The 16,652-nt window shown below is 40.7% G+C and carries 12 protein-coding genes; 5 read left to right on the top strand and 7 right to left on the bottom strand.

All coding sequences use genetic code 11. The annotated features are described in order from the left end of the window. The first annotated feature begins 52 nt into the window (after positions 1-52). Both RMY27_RS02415 and RMY27_RS02410 read left to right on the top strand, forming a co-directional pair. A complete protein-coding gene (locus RMY27_RS02415) occupies positions 53-268 on the top strand; it encodes a DUF2839 domain-containing protein (RefSeq protein ID WP_322660149.1) in 216 nt (71 codons plus the stop codon). A 1,157-nt stretch (positions 269-1,425) separates the two neighbouring features. After that, entirely contained in the window at positions 1,426-1,770 is a 345-nt protein-coding gene (locus tag RMY27_RS02410) for a DUF1815 family protein (RefSeq protein ID WP_094350113.1), read from the top strand. A gap of 274 nt (positions 1,771-2,044) precedes the next feature. Here the strand turns inward: RMY27_RS02410 and RMY27_RS02405 are convergent, their stop codons facing one another. Beyond that, a complete protein-coding gene (locus tag RMY27_RS02405; RefSeq protein WP_322660147.1) occupies positions 2,045-4,114 on the bottom strand; it encodes a CHAT domain-containing protein in 2,070 nt (689 codons plus the stop codon). Positions 4,115-4,230: 116 nt separating this feature from the next. On the opposite strand from RMY27_RS02405, the gene RMY27_RS02400 reads away from it, so the two are divergent. Next, positions 4,231-4,731 (top strand): thioesterase family protein, encoded by a 501-nt coding sequence (locus RMY27_RS02400; RefSeq protein WP_322660145.1) that lies wholly within the window; start codon positions 4,231-4,233, stop codon positions 4,729-4,731. 66 nt (positions 4,732-4,797) lie between these two features. Here RMY27_RS02400 and RMY27_RS02395 read toward each other — a convergent pair whose 3' ends face one another. Continuing rightward, complete coding sequence (locus RMY27_RS02395) at positions 4,798-4,995, bottom strand: hypothetical protein (RefSeq protein WP_228013002.1); 198 nt, start codon at positions 4,993-4,995, stop codon at positions 4,798-4,800. Between the two features lie 444 nt (positions 4,996-5,439). Further along, positions 5,440-6,636, bottom strand: coding sequence for a 1-deoxy-D-xylulose-5-phosphate reductoisomerase (gene dxr / locus RMY27_RS02390; protein ID WP_322660143.1), 1,197 nt, complete (start codon positions 6,634-6,636; stop codon positions 5,440-5,442). Positions 6,637-6,818: 182 nt separating this feature from the next. Here dxr and RMY27_RS02385 point away from each other — a divergent pair, with 182 nt between their 5' ends. Together RMY27_RS02385 and RMY27_RS02380 are read left to right on the top strand one after the other, a co-directional pair. Continuing rightward, the gene (locus RMY27_RS02385; RefSeq protein WP_322660141.1) at positions 6,819-8,093 is read left to right on the top strand and encodes a hypothetical protein; all 1,275 of its coding nucleotides are present in this window, start codon (positions 6,819-6,821) and stop codon (positions 8,091-8,093) included. 516 nt (positions 8,094-8,609) lie between these two features. Beyond that, positions 8,610-10,595, top strand: a complete 1,986-nt coding sequence (locus RMY27_RS02380; protein WP_322660139.1) for a DMT family transporter — start codon at positions 8,610-8,612, stop codon at positions 10,593-10,595. A 99-nt stretch (positions 10,596-10,694) separates the two neighbouring features. Here the strand turns inward: RMY27_RS02380 and RMY27_RS02375 are convergent, their stop codons facing one another. The 4 genes from RMY27_RS02375 to RMY27_RS02360 form a co-directional block, all read right to left on the bottom strand. After that, complete coding sequence (locus tag RMY27_RS02375) at positions 10,695-12,233, bottom strand: glycosyltransferase family 39 protein (RefSeq protein WP_322660138.1); 1,539 nt, start codon at positions 12,231-12,233, stop codon at positions 10,695-10,697. Positions 12,234-12,384: 151 nt separating this feature from the next. Beyond that, positions 12,385-13,035 (bottom strand): Uma2 family endonuclease, encoded by a 651-nt coding sequence (locus RMY27_RS02370; RefSeq protein ID WP_322660136.1) that lies wholly within the window; start codon positions 13,033-13,035, stop codon positions 12,385-12,387. 706 nt (positions 13,036-13,741) lie between these two features. Further along, positions 13,742-14,164: a hypothetical protein gene (locus RMY27_RS02365; RefSeq protein ID WP_322660135.1), complete on the bottom strand. Its 423-nt coding sequence runs from the start codon at positions 14,162-14,164 to the stop codon at positions 13,742-13,744. A 132-nt stretch (positions 14,165-14,296) separates the two neighbouring features. Continuing rightward, positions 14,297-16,582 (bottom strand): PhoD-like phosphatase, encoded by a 2,286-nt coding sequence (locus RMY27_RS02360; protein WP_322660133.1) that lies wholly within the window; start codon positions 16,580-16,582, stop codon positions 14,297-14,299. Between the last annotated feature and the right edge of the window lie 70 nt (positions 16,583-16,652).

The raw sequence follows: 16,652 nt of genomic DNA, 5'->3' as shown, positions 1-16,652 counted from the left end.
TGATTTCTGGCAAGATAAATTTAGAACCTAAGTAGAATTTGAGTTGCTGATTATGGGTGAAGCAAAACGTCGTAAAACCACACTAGGGGAAACATACGGTAAAGAGGCTCGGATCTTGCCTTGGATTCCGATCACAAAAACTCAAGGCGAACAATTTGTCACTTGGACTACTCGTGGTGCTTGGATAGGTATTGGTCTGATGATTGTAGGATGGGCAACAATTCGTTTTATTGGCCCAGCTTTTGGTTGGTGGCAAGTAGTCTATTAATTCTTAATTCATAATTGAATTAGTTGGAGCCTAGATATCCAACTAATTCAAGACCACTAAAAAAGACAATAGACCTCTTGCAGAAATATATTTTTGCACTCTTAGGGAAAAGGGAAAAGGTTATAGGGAAAGGATTTTGAGTTTTTTTACCCTTTTCACCTTCCCCTTTACCCCGACAAATGCCAAGAAGTCTAATGACGCATAAGCATTTTGCCAATAGTTACGAATTACGTTAGGGCAATGGTAGCGAGTTTGCCTACTCTATGGGAAAGCAAGCTAGGCACAGCCTCTTGTAGAAAGCGTTATGACGAATTACGAATTAGTTAACTGAACTATTAATAAAAAATAATTACTTTCTTTGGATAGATAATCGAAATATATTATATATTTATTAAATTTGGCAAAACCAAATTAAGATAATAATCCTTCTAAATTACCGTGCTTTGGTTCATACAACTTTTTGAGAATAATCCAAAAATACCTGGAAATATTGCCTAAATGGCAACATTACTCTGCTGCGTTTAGGTATTGTCAGTGTTAAGTTTTTCCATTGTGGATTCTACACTCACATTTGTCTACTAACTACGTTTCACCTGTATAATTTGTTGCATTTACTTTCTGGCACCTACTGGATTTATCATTTTCCCTGTCATCTGCTTAACTTTATATATCTAGGAGGAAGGAATTTGGTATAACTAATCATTTGTCTATACCAAAATCTACGTTAGAAAGAGAACAGACTAAACATCTATGCAAGAGACAGTATAACGATGTAAAACTACACTATGGTATCTAATAGCTGTGTATTTGACTGCACATAGCAAATAAAAGCCAAATATGTAGCTTTTTTGTAGTTGACTAGTGCTAGATTTAAGTTACTCTTAAAGCGGATCGCTTACTGTAGGAATGTACTCTGACAGAAGTGTATAAAGATATAGTTAAATTTAGCAATTCTGTCCGAAATTTTGAATTTGCAAACTGAATAGTTTGATACGGCTCTCAAAACTTCGATCCACTACCCTAAACAAGGTAGTCAATTAACGACTCAATATCATCTGTCTGATAATTGTAATGAATAGTTTACAATACCAATGGGTGAGAAAATCTAAAGAAAATATAAAAGAAACTCAAATTACTGTGGTGTCTGGAGGACAAAAGTGTTTCTGAGACTAGCACATCAACATCGACAATTCGTTCAAGACTTAGTAATGAACCTGCAAGCCTTGGCGATTGTATTAGAGCGTCGTGGGTATCCAGCATCCTGCTATACCTGTGGCGACCAAATGAATAGTGCATCGTTTATGGTTAGCTTGGGTGATAACCATCTGATTAGATTTTTAGTGTCCGATTACGGCATTACTTGGACAGAAATGCGCGATGACCGCGAATTAATGAAGCTAGAGGGTGCAGAGGCAATTAGCCAATTAGACGAATTGGCCGATCTTGTCAAGCAATCTATGCAAAGTGATACAGGCTCTAAAACTCTTGCCAAGAAGTATTAAGGTTTCAAAGGTCGGTAGCAAATTATAAATTGATTATCGGTAACTGTTAATCGTTAATAGTCAGTTAGTTAACGATCGCTCCTACCCGTTATCTCAATTACCATTAAGTGATTGGCCATAGCTAGCCCATCGCATATTTTTTGTAACTGCCAAAATCTCATGAGCCGGATTTTCAGCCTACTGCTGCGGTCAAAATCACGTGATTGCACGTTACTAAAATGTCAGATGGTGAATCTGGGCAGTAACAGCAATTATACTGTCAGATACGATACACCTAAAGTCCATTGCCAATTAAAATAAAGGGTGCCCAATAGTACGGATGACTAAAGTCATTAACTGCTGCTACGGGTGCGTTGTGACTTATTTCCTTCCAGTTTCCAGTAATTAATGAGACTTGAGCTTGACGTAAAGCTTCAGTTTTACTCAGCTTTTCAGTAGAGAAGATACTATAAAAAGCACTCATGAGTGCTTGCGTACCACCATCATCTACAGACCATAAAGAGGCGATCGCGGCTCTAGCACCGGTTTGTTGCATCTGATAGCCGAAGCCCAAAATTTCTTCACCATTACCTAACTTGCCTCCCAAGCCGGTTTCACAGGCGCTCAACACTACTAAATCTACATTCGGGAGTGACCAAGTGGCGACATTTCTAAAATTAACGCGATCGCCATTCCCGAATAAAATAAATGAATCTTCTGGTTTACCCATCACAAAGGCTGCATGAGTCGCAAAATGGACAATTGTATAATCATCCATTTGGGGTACAGCGACTCTGGGGGTAAAGGCATCGTCTAAAAGCTTTGTAGTTTCAGGAACCGCAGCGGCTAGACTTTCCACCTCCCGCGTTGCAAAGGGTAAACCAGCGAAAGCAACCTGTCGATTCCCAACTTTGATTTCATAATTACCTTTAGTAAAAGCACCTGCTAAAACCCGCAAAGTAGATTGTTTTGGGGTGTTTAAGTTAGTCAGGCTAGCCGATGTAATGTGATTCACATTGAAGCGCTGCACTAGCCATTGTTTGCCATCATATAAAGCAGTTAAAGGAATGTAGCGCAACCGATCGTCTGGAGCATAAATCAGAGTTTGCGTATCTGATAGCTTCAAGTCTTTCTCTATCGGTTTAATTAGCCAGTCATACAATTGGCGTGCAGGTGCTTTGATATTTCGACTGGGATTGATTAAAGCTTGGCGGAAAGCATCAATTGTTTGATGGAGGTTTTCGCGCTTGACAGCAACGGTGCGATGAATTGGTGGGGATTCAGGAGTTACCAATACCAATTCCAAACTATCTTTTAAAATCAGTGGGTAGAGTAGTGCCGATTTTTGCGGTAATCGCGCTAAATTATCTCGAAGTTCGTTGAGACTTTCCAAATCCAAATTTTGCCGCCTAGCTGTACGGCTAATTTGCTCTACCTGTGCTTTCACTGAAGGACTATTGATAAATTCGTTAAATCCATCTAGAAGTTGCTGTTGATTTAAGACTAGTTGCTCGATACGTTGTTTCTGTTCGAGCGATCGCTGTTGGGGAGAAATTTTCCGTAGTGTTGTCAGTTCTTTACCCAGCACAACAGCATTATCCACACTTTGATCCAGCTTTTGTTTAATTGGTTTTTCTGTTGCCGCTATATTAATACCTTTGACAGTACGTTGATTACCCGGCACATTCTGAAGATATTCCTCTAGTTCTTCAACTTTGAGTAAATCCATTGTCCTTTGTGCTTCAGCAACACGTCCCTGTTTCAGCAATCGTTCACCCAAAATGCGATATGTTTGTCTAACAGTTATGTTGTAAGCATCTGGTTGCCGCGCACTCAGTACTGATGGATTCAAGCGAGCTTTCTCACGATTAATCAAGCAATGCTTGTAGAAAAAAATTGCTAACTCTGATTTGTTTTGGATATCGAATAAGTAACCTATATTACTGTAAGTTTTGCCAAGTCGAACCAAATCCCCAAGTTCTTTGTTAATTAATAAGGCTTGCTGATAGGATTGAAGTGCTTCAGAATACTTTTTTTGATTTTGGTAGATTCTGCCGATGTTGTTGAATGTTACTGCTTCCCAAGAGCGCTCTCCAAGTTCTCTGCTGATGGCTAATGCTTTCTGTAATCTCTGCAACGCTTCTTGCAATTGACCTTGGCGAGATTCTTTGATAGCTTCTTCGTTGAGCCTTGCAATTTCTGAAAGTTGATTATTCTTAGGTAAAGCTTGAGCTTTTTCTCCAGATTCGTACCTCAACCTTGCATTTGTATTTACCTGATTGTTGTCTGGATACACCATCCCAAAACCTAGTAAGCTAAGTAGAGATAAAGTAATAACACTCACATGCCGGAGATTAGGCTGCATAACAAAACACTCCCTATGCTCGGAAGGTAAATATTAAATCAAGAAGTCCGGCAACGCAATTAATTTTTATGCTATTCAATAATTTGGAAAATTTATAGGCACTGAGAAATTTGAAGATGTCAGAAGAAAAACCCAGCCGACCAAAACTACCGCCAACCAGCGCCCTTGACAATCCATCCAGTCACGAGTTTGGGAATTGGTTTGAATATCCCGTCAGAGTGCAACCCCACCACACTGACTATGCAGGTGTTGTCTGGCACGGTTCCTACATAGCTTGGATGGAAGAAGCGCGGATTGAATGCTTGCGATCTATAGGGATTGAATTTGCTGATTTAGTCGCTATAGGCTGCGATTTACCAGTTGTAGAATTGTCGGTGCGCTATCATCGTTCAATTCAATTGGGTATGGCAGTGCTGGTAAAAACGCGCATGGCTGAGGTGACAGGTGTCCGCATCAATTGGGATTATGCCCTTGTCTCAACTGATGGACAAGAATTATACGTCACGGCTAAGGTGACATTAGTGGCTTTAGATCGCGACAGAGGCAAGATTATGCGTCAGTTACCGCCGAGTTTTAAGGATGCCTTAGCCAAAATTTCAGCATTAAATAACAATTGATTAAGAAAGGTTGTCATTTCATATTTTATACTTCACCTTTCATTAGCAAAAGTGAAGTATATATTTTTACTTTCCAGTTTGGATCTGCGATAGATTTTGAGCAAACTGCATTACATAATGCCAAATATCTTGGGGAGTAATGCCAAAACTAATATTTAATAAAACAAGGATTGCCGCAAGAGTTAATGCCGTACTCACGGTTGCTTTCAGCAACTTCCATAATATTATGAAGACTATCCAAGCTATAATCAACGTAATAATCATATATATTAATTCCTTAATAATTTCCCTTGTCTGAGAGTGAGCTGATTCAGAAAGGGTAAGCTTTTGTTTTGGTAATAATCACTGGTATAAAAGATGATAAAACCAATTTTTAATATTCACTAAAATGGTTTTTTGTGATAATTAGCCTGGGGATATCTTACCTAAAAATCAGATAATTATTTATATGCTATGCTGATTATTTGCAAAGTTTTTGTAAATTTTTGGAATTTTTATCTGAATATCAATTTATAGATATACATAAAAATTATGGCTGATCCGGAAGCCACCGATTATCTTCAATTGGTTTACTTTTTATAGTTAGGTGAGTATGTCTTTGCTATAAAGTGAAATGATTTCTATATTAATTGGATAAAAGGCTGGGGATTAGAGATTGGGGACTAGGCATCAATTTCTAATCCTCAGTCCAATGTGAACTGAAGGTTTTTATCGCAGAGAAATTATCCGCGAGTGAGTTTCTAACTTTTCAGTCGCTGTTAAAACTTCTTGCCTTGCCCATTTATCTGCTGCCAAAATGTCATCTAAAGAGGGATTAGCACGGTTATCATTTTGATGGCGATCGCACACCAATTCGATACACCGAGGAATATCTAAAAACCGAATTTTTTCATCTAAAAATAAAGCTACAGCTTGCTCATTGGCGGCATTCAACACCGCTGGCATCGAACCACCAGCTTTACCCACAGCATAAGCCAACTGCATACAAGGATACTTTTGGTGATCTGGTTCGCGGAAGGTTAAATTTCCAGCTTTGACTAAATCTAGTCGTTCCCAGTTTGTGTAGATGCGATCGGGCCAAGATAGAGCATACAGCAAAGGTAAGCGCATATCTGGCCAACCGAGTTGGGCTAAAACGGAAGTATCTTGCAGTTCAATCAGTGAGTGAATAATGCTCTGGGGATGAATGACAATTTCGATATTGTCATAATCCAACCCAAACAGGAAGTGAGCCTCAATTACTTCCAGTCCTTTATTCATCAAAGTAGCAGAGTCTATTGTGATTTTCCGTCCCATCGACCAATTAGGATGCTTGAGAGCATCAGCAACGGTTACATCTGCTAACTTTTCCACATCCCAGTCGCGGAAAGCTCCACCAGATGCAGTAAGCAAAATTTTCCGCAAGCCATCCTTGGGAACACCCTGGAGGCATTGAAAGATTGCGGAATGTTCGGAATCGGCAGGGAGTAATTTTACACCATGTTTTTCGACTAGGGGTAAAACCACAGGGGCCCCAGCAATCAGAGTTTCTTTGTTCGCTAAGGCAATATCTTTACCAGCTTCAATTGCTGCGATCGTGGGTAGCAAACCAGCACAACCAACAATACCAGTAACAACGGTTTGAGCATCGCCGTAACGGGCTACTTCTATCACTCCGGCGTCACCTGCCAGTATAATCGGTTGGGGATCGAGGTCAATGATTGCTTCTTTGAGCGCTGGTAATTTATCTTCTGAGCAAATAGCTACTATTTCTGGCCGAAACTGCCGAATTTGAGCAGCCAACATTTCAACATTGCTCCCAGCTGCCAATCCCACAATCCGAAACTGATCTGGGTACTGAGTGACAATATCTAAAGTCTGAGTACCAATAGAACCAGTGGAACCAACGAGAGTAATCGCTTTCACAATTGCTTAAGGATTTACAGACAACTCTCACTATAAATTGCTTGGGACTCTTTAATCACAGCAATCACTATAATCGATACACTAACGCGCCAAAAAAGAGACGTAGGGAAAATGTACCTGTGTCCTCTTGTCTATCCCTACACCAGACCCAATCCATTAATTTAAATCTATAGGACTCGTATTTGATTTATGAAAAAAATCAGTACACCCCGAAAAGGCTTCTTCCTCACTTTCTCTCTACGCAAATAATTTCAAAAATCAAAGCAGACTGGTATATTTACCTTTACTTATTAATTTTTAGTCTGATGAAAAAAAAAGATTTGGCAAAAAATACATTTGAACAAAATTATAGTTTCAAAGTTAATGGGTACTTTTTTGTAATTGCAATGTGGTTTTTGAGCAGACTTGTAATTATAGTTGCAATGCAAGTTGTTGCTCCTTTAATATATACATCACCCGTACAACCATATTGGCACCCTCCATATCCGCTAGACTTTTCTCCCGATTTTATTCCTAAACCCAGTTGGGAACTCTTCTCTCATTGGGATGGTAAGTGGTATCGGAGAATTGCACTTGAAGGTTATAACTATGTTAATGATGGAAATCAGTATTCTGTTGCTTTCTATCCTTTATTTCCGTTACTCATTCGCGGGCTGATGACGTTTGGTTTGCCGTTTGAAGTGGCTGGTACACTGTTAAGCAATCTAACTTTTCTTGGTGCGTTGCTTCTTGTGTACTCTTGGACAAAAGAACGTCATGGTATTGATGTTGCGAAATGGGTAATTGCTGTGATGGCTTGGTGTCCTTTTTCTTTATATGGCACAGTAATTTATACTGAAGGACTATTTCTATTTTTGACTACAGCAGCTTTACGAGCATTTGATAACCGTCAGTATGTATGGGCTGCTTTTTGTGGTGCATTAGCTAGTGCGACACGGCCGACAGGAATTACATTACTACCCACGTTCATTTTCGTAGCATGGATAGAACGGAGATCCCTAAGCGCCTATATAGCGGGTCTCTTTGTAGCAATGGGGATACTTTTATTCTCTGTATATTGCGCTATTACTTTTGGAGATCCCTTAGCATTCATTCATGTACAAAAGGCATGGGCGCAACCGAGTTGGTGGTATATATTTACGGATGCTATATTAGTGGGCAAAGATAGTTTGATTAAAGTTGTTATGGTCTTTGGTGGCGGCTATTTGTTGTGGCACTACCGCACCCAACTTAACAATGTTGCTACAATATACGGTTTTTGCTCTTTGTTAATGCTAATATTCTCTGGAGCTCTAGCGTCTATTAATCGTTATGCTTACGGTATTGTATCGCTCTCGCTTGCATTAGGCTTGTTGTTTTCCAAGCAGCAACGTTGGAAATATATAGTATTTATTTGGTTTATCATATTGCTCTTTGTTTATGCGATCAACTTTACTATTTGGAATTGGGTCGCTTAGGGACTTTCAAATCAAAAAATATCCACAAAACTGACCAAACAACTCTCTCCCCTTCATTTCTCTGTGTTCTCTGCGTTTCTTTGGTTCGTTCATTTGGGTAATTTTTTTATTAGCAATCTCTTATGCGAATTTCACCGAATTTAAGACAGCAATGCCTACGGCGGACTGCGCCTCAGCTCACTGCTTTGAACACGCAAACACTGATAAAAAGAAAAACTGGATAGCCTGTTAGCTCTCAATTGTCAATCTTTCAAAAAAATTAGTGTCTTAGCCGCGTAGAGTATAAATATGCTTATGCAAATTGCACTTGGCACAAAGAATTGGCAATATGGTTGGGTTCAACACCCACTTGGCGGGATTCTAGACCCATGTATCTCTTGTTATTTGCCGCGCTCGTTGAATATTAGGCGCTTTTGTGATACTACTAGCCAAAATAGCTGTAGGATTTGCCCAAGAGATTGGATTGCTTAGAGGGTTTAATCTATTATTGCTAAAAAATTGAATTTAAATTTCCTAATGAATGTATCCAATCAAACGAAGATAGCGATCGCTTCATTATTTCTAGGTGTAGGTGCCATATCTTTTGGCTCTATTTTTATGAAATTGAGCGAAATTGAACTCAGCCCCAGCGCTACTGTATTTAATCGCTTTTGGCTTGCTAGTGTGGTCTTTTTTCTGTGGCATGGATACAAGGCAGTACGGCAGCGATTTTCTGGAGACAAACCTGTAGAACAGCAGCCCTACACCAGCCAGGATATTTTGCTATTGCTAGGTGCTGGTATTCTTTGGGCTGCCACTTTAGTTTTGTTGGCTTGGTCGCTGACTCAAACTAGCGTTGCAATTTCTAGTGTGTTGCATAATCTCGCTCCCATATTTACTAGCTTAGGGGTGTGGCTGTTATTTCGTCAGCGTTTTGAGAACCAATTCCTGATTGGGATGGTTATCGCCCTTGGCGGAGCGATCGCTATTGAATTTGAGGAGTTGCAAATTGCTACAGACGAGGTTCAAGGAAGCTTGGCTGCCATCGTTTCGGCGGTTTTATTGAGTGCATACTTGGTGATAGTAGAAAAATTACGAACCAAATTTTCTCCAGCTACAATTCAATTGTGGATCTGTGCGATCGCGGCTTTAGCGATCCTCCCCATACTTTTGTTTACTCAAGATCAGCTTTTTCCTTCTACAGTCAGTGGGTGGCTTTGGGTAATTTGCTTGGCGCTAATTTGCCAAGTTTTAGGTCATGGGCTTTTGACCTATAGCCTTGCCAAGTTTTCCTCTGTGATTGTCTCCTTGGTGCATCTGTTAGAGCCAGTATTTAGCGGCATTTTCGCTCTGGTAATTTTTTCGGAAACATTAACTTTCTCAAATTGGGTAGGTTTCGCTGTAGTTTTAATGGGCTTATACTTAGCCGTATCTAGCCAAGATGCTGTTAATTTGCCGTTCCAAGAATCAGTCAAAAATATAATTAACACTTTCGTTCAAAGTATGACGATTAAAGTGTCATTCCTAAAGCAACAATTCTCCGAAACACCAGCTTTATTAGGAACTGTCTCATTATTGTTTGCTCTAATTCCCATATCTTTAGCACCATCTCTGACCAAATTGTGTCAACAAGAAATTGGTGCAAATGCTGTAGTATTTCATCGCAGTTGGATTGCGACGGTTGTCTTTGGTTTGTGGAATGGACTTGAGGCTTTCCGCTACCAACAATCTATTGAAGGAGGCAGGAGGCAGGAGGCAGAAAATAGTATTACTCCTACCTTGCTTGATAAACAATCTATAGAACAGAAGCCTTTTACAAGTCAAGAAGTGTGGCTATTGTTGGCAATGGGAACCTCTGCTGGAACCTACCTTCTATTGTGGGCTTGGTCGCTGAGTCAAACTAGTGTTGCCAACGTGGCTTTACTGTCTAATTTGAACTCCTTATTTGTTGCTTTGGCAGGGTATTTATTATTTGGTCGGCGTTTCGACAACAGATTTGTGATTGGTCTGATCGTTGCTTTGGGAGGAGCGATCGCATTTGAACTCAATAAAGTACAATTTGCAACCGATCAAATATTAGGTGATGCATTAGCATTGCTAACTGCGGTTTTCATGGCTACGTGTATGCTGCTGATAGAAAGACTCCGAGCCAAATTTAGTACTGCAACTATCATGCTGTGGCGCTGTGGAGTGACAACAATGTTTCTACTACCAGTGCTACCATTCCTCGAAAATAGACTATTCCCCTATTCCTGGACGGGTTGGTTTTTCATCATTTTTCAAGCTCTTTTCTGTCAAGTGCTGGGTCAGGGACTTTTAGCTTATAGCCTCAGTAGAATATCTTCAGGCGTTGTCGCCGTCACACTTCTTCTAGAACCAGTTCTAGCTTCTATTTTTGCTTGGTTCATTTTTTCAGAACAAGTAGGTTTGTTTGACTGGGCTACTTTTGCCGTAGTTTTAGCGGGTATCTATCTAGCCCAATCGAGTCAATCCATTGTTCAAGTAACAAACGAAGGATCGTAGCAGTGCTGATTTATCCAAAGTTCAATTTTAGAGCATATATCTCTAAAGGATAAATTCATTCAGATGAAAGAAAAAAGTAAAATATCTTACATATTTAAGTTATGGTGAAATCAGTGTAAATCCTTGAGCCGAACCGATAATTTTACTACCAGTTAAATTGATTTGCTGCAAAGCCCCATCGTCTAACAGTAAATAAGATTTATTAGATAACATTTGTTGTAAAGTGGGCACAGGTGCAGGAGTTACCTTGCAATCACAGTAAAAGTCTAAACTGGGACGCCCATAAGCAAAAGAAGTATAAATTTGTGTTCCTGTTGGAACATTTGTCCGAATTAATTCTGCTACTGGTTTAACCGGAAAAGCTTCCTTTAATTCCCAGATCCATGATTGCGAACTCATTAACAGTGCTAAAACTAAGTACATCCCAAAAAATAACACTGGAATAAAGTTGCGATCGCGTTGTTTAATTAGCCATGCTGCAATGCTCATACTGATTGCCAAAACAATGCTCATGACTATTAAAGTAGGCTCTTTCTTTGCAAGAAGAAAGTAAACACAACCTCCTAAACCAGCAATAGCAATAATAGTTATAAATATTCTCAAACTTCGCACCTTAAAATGACCGTACTGCCAAATTTCACTAAGTTTCGCACCAATTGCTAAAGCTAAAAATGGATATACAGGCATAACATACCAAGGCAGCTTAGTTCTCATTAAAGAAATAGTCCCTAAGTAAATAATTGTGCCAATAAGAATTAAGCGACCCCAGGTGGTATGACGTTTTTTCCAAGCTAGATAAAAACCTCCTGGTAAAAATAATAGCCAAGGAAAACTATATTTAATTAACTCAATTAAATAATACCAAGGTGGGCCACTATGGCCTTCAACAGATTGTGTCAGGCGATCAAAAGTTTGTGTTTGAAAGTTCACTTGGAAGAAAGTTTCGCCATAATGTTGCCATTGAACCATAAACCAAGCGATCGCAGGTGCATTTCCTAAAAATATTCCCACTAATAAATAGGGGCTTGTTAACAAAGCAAACTGCCGATCTGCAATCATGAATAGACAAGCGATCGCTCCTAGTGGCAAAACTATCATCCCTTTCGTAAGAGTGATTAACCCTAGACAAAATCCCACGCCTAGAGCATATCGACGATTCTGGCGTGCTTTTAGCAAACAAAACAACAGCAGCAAGAAAAAGGTAATAGTTGTACCATCTAGCATTGCTAGCCTTCCATGACGCAGCACAGGCAACATCGTCAGGTAAACTAAAGCGCTAAACAGAGCTGGTATTTGGTTAAAAAGCAAACATCCCACCAAGTAAAGCAAAGGCACTCCCAAAGCAGTTAACACTGCACCCGGTAGACGCGTTGTCCACTCATTCACACCTGCGATCGAGTAAGTCCAAGCAATTAATAAGTGCATCAGGGGTGGCTTATTATGATAAGGTTGTCCTCCCAAGGTGGGGTAGAGCCAATGCATTGAACCAAATGGGGCGCGCCAAATTTCACGGGCAACCTGTGCCACAGTACCTTCATCCCAATCTCGCAAAGGGGAGTTTCCCAAGAATATCAGCCATAGAAATAGAGATATTACCAGTAGGCTAAATAACCATTCTTTTTCTCGGAATAGTCGCATATCTAAAAATTGCTAAATTTTGTAAGTATCTTGGATGAAGATTTGAGATTTTCTTCTCCTGAAATAGATACTCAGGCTGATAATACTCGGAATCCAATCGTAAATCTGATGGAAGCTGTGAGTAATTAACAATGCTCCAAACTGCCAAAGTTCAATCCTCATTTTGCTGAAACTGGCTTAGTAACCAAGCGCAAACTTCAGACTGACTTATTTCACGACTTCGGCGTAAGGCTTCTTCTAAAATTGCAATTATCAATCCAGGCAATACCTGTGATTCTTGAATACGTTTACTGCCTTGATCTGCGATCACATAAGCAATGATTTGAGCATTTGTCACATCCACTACCCAGTATTCAGCAATACCTAATTCTTCATAGAGCGATCGCTTTGTACCCAAGTCATCCAGCAGAGATGTTTTCGCAATCTCAATCACTAAATCTGGTGCAGGATAGCGATCGAGGTTGACGATTCCTGTACCTGCTGGGATAGTTTGGGCGCGTTCTCTGAGGTAATACGCCACATCGGGCTGACAATCTTGAACACCAGTTTTACGAAAGGTGGTTGTGTCTAAACCTGTGGCTAGAATCCCCTTAATGGTCGCAAATAGAGTTACAGCAAAAATAATTATTACATGGTCTTTACCATGAGCAAAACTAACTGGTGGCATCTCCAGCCTCATGTGTCCTTTGTAGTAATAACTTTTTCCCTTCTCGTTGAGTAAGCTAGCGACTATCTGCTCATACTCCTCCCAAGAAGTGTAAATCCATTTATTTGTGGGTAACTGGGTTTGTAAATCACTCATTTTCTAACCCTCCCGCCAAAAGGAAAACTTTTGTTTCTCGGCAAAGTCAAAATTCGCTTGGGTTTCTTGACCTCCACAATAGTATATGACGTGAATATATGCCGTGTTGAGATAATTCTATTGAATTGGCTGCATACATTCTCAGCTTTTACTGATTAGAACAGCAAAATTGAGTCTCTGAACTTGGAAGTTGAACCTTTTTACTCGACAGTTGAGCCTCTGAACATCGCTTCCATTTGTAATCTTGACTTGGCATTTTTACTGACAAGAGGCTGAGAATATTTTTACTATGTTAACCTCACCCAACCCCTAGTGATGCCTCATCATAAACGAGCTTTTAGGATAAGATGCTTTTGCGATCGCTCTCAAAATCTCAACTTTCAACCTCTGAACTCGGAAGTTCGACCTTTTTACTCGAACTTGAGCCTCTGAACTCGGAAGTTGCACCTTTTTGCTCGACCGTTGAGCCTCTGAACTCGGAAGTTCGACCTTTTTACTCGAATGTTGAGCCTCTGAACTCGGAAGTTGCACCTTTTTGCTCGACCGTTGAGCCTCTGAACTCGGAAGTTCGACCTTTTTACTCGAATGTTGAGCCTCTGAACTCAAAAAATGAAGCTCAGAACTCGAAATGTCGTGCTTTTAACTCCAACATTTAAATTTTGAGCTTCAACGTTGCAACTTTTAAGTGCAAGTACCGAGCTATTTTCTACAACACTGCTTTTTGAGACTTGGATTTTCCAGGCTTACGAGCAAATCGTTGTCCCATTTCCACAACTACTGCATCTAAACCCGCGCCCTGTCCACTTGCTTTAGCGTAGTTATACACCTGCAACGCGGCTGCATAAGCTTCACTACCGACTGCAAAAGATGTATCATCTACCAACTCTTGTAACTGCGTCAACGACAGCAACACCGGATACAACGCTTCAAATAATTGCACATCCTTTCGCATTTCATCCAAGTCAAACGATCGCGGTAAAAACTCTGGGTTCTGCGCCGCCACCTCTAATGCAATGCTTGCAAAGGCGCGGCTCTTATCGCCCATCTTGGGTAAAGTCTGGCGATCGTCGGCACTCAAATCAACCAAAAATGGTAGCTTTTCTTTAATCGTGCTAATCGCTTGCAACACAGCATCTCTGTCTGTTTATGCCAATGTTGCACTAATTGGGGTTGTAGACATAAAAATCACTCTCCAGTAAGTTTATTTTATCTAGAGTGTCCAGATATACAATCAAAATTTTCATTCGCAGAGCAAAGCTGGTCATCGTAATAAAGACTGATTCGGCGTTAACTGGCTCTCAAAACGGCTGTAAACAATTTGGGTTGGATACCAACAAGAAAACCAGTACAAATCTTGCATAACTTTGCAAGAACTACTCTCATCTGCTAACTCAAAGTGAACCAGAGCTAAATTATTCAATCCAACTACCTCTCGTCCCTCCTGAAACCAACGAGATTTCCAAAAGATCAGAGGTTGTAACCATTTCCATTTGGCATTTTCGGCTCGCTTCCAAGGAGCTATCAAGGATAATATATCTGCTGTGTAGGTGGAAGTCTGAACACTGTTTCGAGGTATCCACTCCAGCACACAATGCCAGTCAGGGTTATTCAGTAAGTGACGATTATGGTGTAATTGTTTCTCGGAAATTTCTACCATATTGGGTGGATTAATCCAGCCGATCCAATGTCGTATCTTTTCTGGGAGGAGCCAATCTTTTAATCGTGTATGAATCAGCCGCGTCAACATCTCTTCATTCTTCAATGCACTAGCGGTTAACTGTACCAAGACAGATTGTAATTTGGAATGGGTGCGTGCATAAGATAAGTGAGCAACAGAACTGTAATGAATATCCCCAGATAGAATCACAACTTGTTGACGTTCCTCAAACAAAGTGGTTAGGAATTTCGCCAGTGCTTCAACATTAATGTTCCAGGCATCTCCAACATCTGTTGAAAAAACTTTCTCCTGGTTTAAATGCCAATGATGAATCCAATCAATCACTTGTAATCCAAATACATTTGTGGGGGCAATCACAAATGTAGTTTTAATCTGAGTTTGTTCAACTACTTCTTGTAAAGGTAAAAGTAGTTGTTGCTCAAAGGCTTTTGGACACAACAGCATCGGTGGTGCAATTGGTTTTTGATCGGCTGGATAACCCCGCCATGTACGTGTATCCAACACAATTACTTCATGGCAATCGCTTCTGACTATGTAGTGCCAAGTCAGTGCTTCCGGATGTCGATCCAGAATAAACACCGAACCGTCTCGGACTAAAATAGGTAAGTCTGTGTGGGGATCGTTGGCTGGCATACCTACATAACGAGCGATCGCCTCATTAGCCTTTACATCCGTTCCTTGAGAAGCTGACCAAGCTTGTGCAGCCGCCAACAGCTTTTCACCTGGTTTTCCTTCTGCAAATTGCCCTGGTGTATTGCCCCATCCTTGAAATACTGTATAGGCTAACAATGCATTTTGGACTATTCTTCGCCCCAATGGCCGCCCCAATACTCGCAAACACCAAGCTTGGTTTAAATTCCAGTCATCACTAACATCATGGTCATCAAAGATGCTGTGCATGGGGATATTGGCAAGGGCGCGGCGCACTTTCCAAAGCGTATAGATGAATTGTCGCAAATGCTTAACTGCGCGATTCCAGCCTTTGATAGCATGGCGATCGCGCGTTACTTGCTCTCCTTTGGGAAATGTTGTCGGCCAGCACACTGGCGACCAAGCAAGTAAATAAGTAGCGTAATATTCACCCAGGCTGAAAAGATGACTGTTGACTTTCTCAGCATTATTATGTAATCCGGCGGTCAAGCCAGCTTGATTTGTCGCCACATCAGCCCGCTCTCCAGGGGGTAGCTGCTGGGGAGTGCAGTACACTCCATTCACCGGAAGTTGTTCTTCCCAACCCAAGAGGGCATCACCAAGAGTAGTGGAAACCCACAACGACGGATCTGCTACATCATCTCCGTAAATTTGATCTCCGGTGAGAAATAGCTGATGAGGGCGGCGTTGGGGTTGATTTGCTGACGCCTGAATCATACTATCGAGAATTGGTAGTGCATCAAACCCATGCCCATGAGGTTTACGGCAGGAAGCATGGACAATTTGCAAATCTTGAAGACGGTTTGGCGGTAGAGCAAAGGTTGGTTTTTGATGATCGAAGTAGCTGATGCTGACTGGAGGAGAGGAGTTTGAACATAATGCTTGTTGCATTTGCAGGGTTTGGTCAGCAACAGTAAACTGGAGGTCGTATGCATAGATGTGACCTCCAGTTAGGCGATGTCCAATTGTAGACCGAGCCGTGATGGCAACTACATGAAGATACTTACCCAGAGCAAAGGTAGAGCGTTCTCCCTCCAATAAGCAATTTCCTAGTGTTTCACCATCATTTGTTGTGTCATAAACCTTAAGTTCTACCTGACAAGACTGTTTCAGTGCCATCCATACTGTCACAGACTCTGGCTCAGTATGTTTGAGGATTGGCCCCCCTAAAATCAGTGGTAGTTCTTGTAAAAACTCGTCCCCAACTTGATACTTCATTGCAAACAGTTGACATGATGGTGTTTTAGATGTGTTACTTTGCTCCTAAATTGGTAGCCCCAACTCATCT

The organism is Nostoc sp. DedQUE09 (genome assembly GCF_034530915.1).
Lineage (GTDB): Bacteria > Cyanobacteriota > Cyanobacteriia > Cyanobacteriales > Nostocaceae > Nostoc.
The sequence above is the reverse complement of the archived record's forward strand: the minus strand, read 5'-3'. Positions and strand labels throughout refer to the sequence as shown.

Excerpts from the sequence above, each read along its gene's own strand:
- RMY27_RS02395 (WP_228013002.1), bottom strand. The coding sequence starts at position 4,995 with ATGATTATTACGTTGATTATAGCTTGGATAGTCTTCATAATATTATGG.
- RMY27_RS02405 (WP_322660147.1), bottom strand. The coding sequence starts at position 4,114 with ATGCAGCCTAATCTCCGGCATGTGAGTGTTATTACTTTATCTCTACTT.
- RMY27_RS02415 (WP_322660149.1), top strand. The coding sequence starts at position 53 with ATGGGTGAAGCAAAACGTCGTAAAACCACACTAGGGGAAACATACGGT.
- RMY27_RS02360 (WP_322660133.1), bottom strand. The coding sequence starts at position 16,582 with ATGAAGTATCAAGTTGGGGACGAGTTTTTACAAGAACTACCACTGATT.
- RMY27_RS02370 (WP_322660136.1), bottom strand. The coding sequence starts at position 13,035 with ATGAGTGATTTACAAACCCAGTTACCCACAAATAAATGGATTTACACT.
- RMY27_RS02400 (WP_322660145.1), top strand. The coding sequence starts at position 4,231 with ATGTCAGAAGAAAAACCCAGCCGACCAAAACTACCGCCAACCAGCGCC.
- RMY27_RS02375 (WP_322660138.1), bottom strand. The coding sequence starts at position 12,233 with ATGCGACTATTCCGAGAAAAAGAATGGTTATTTAGCCTACTGGTAATA.
- RMY27_RS02380 (WP_322660139.1), top strand. The coding sequence starts at position 8,610 with ATGAATGTATCCAATCAAACGAAGATAGCGATCGCTTCATTATTTCTA.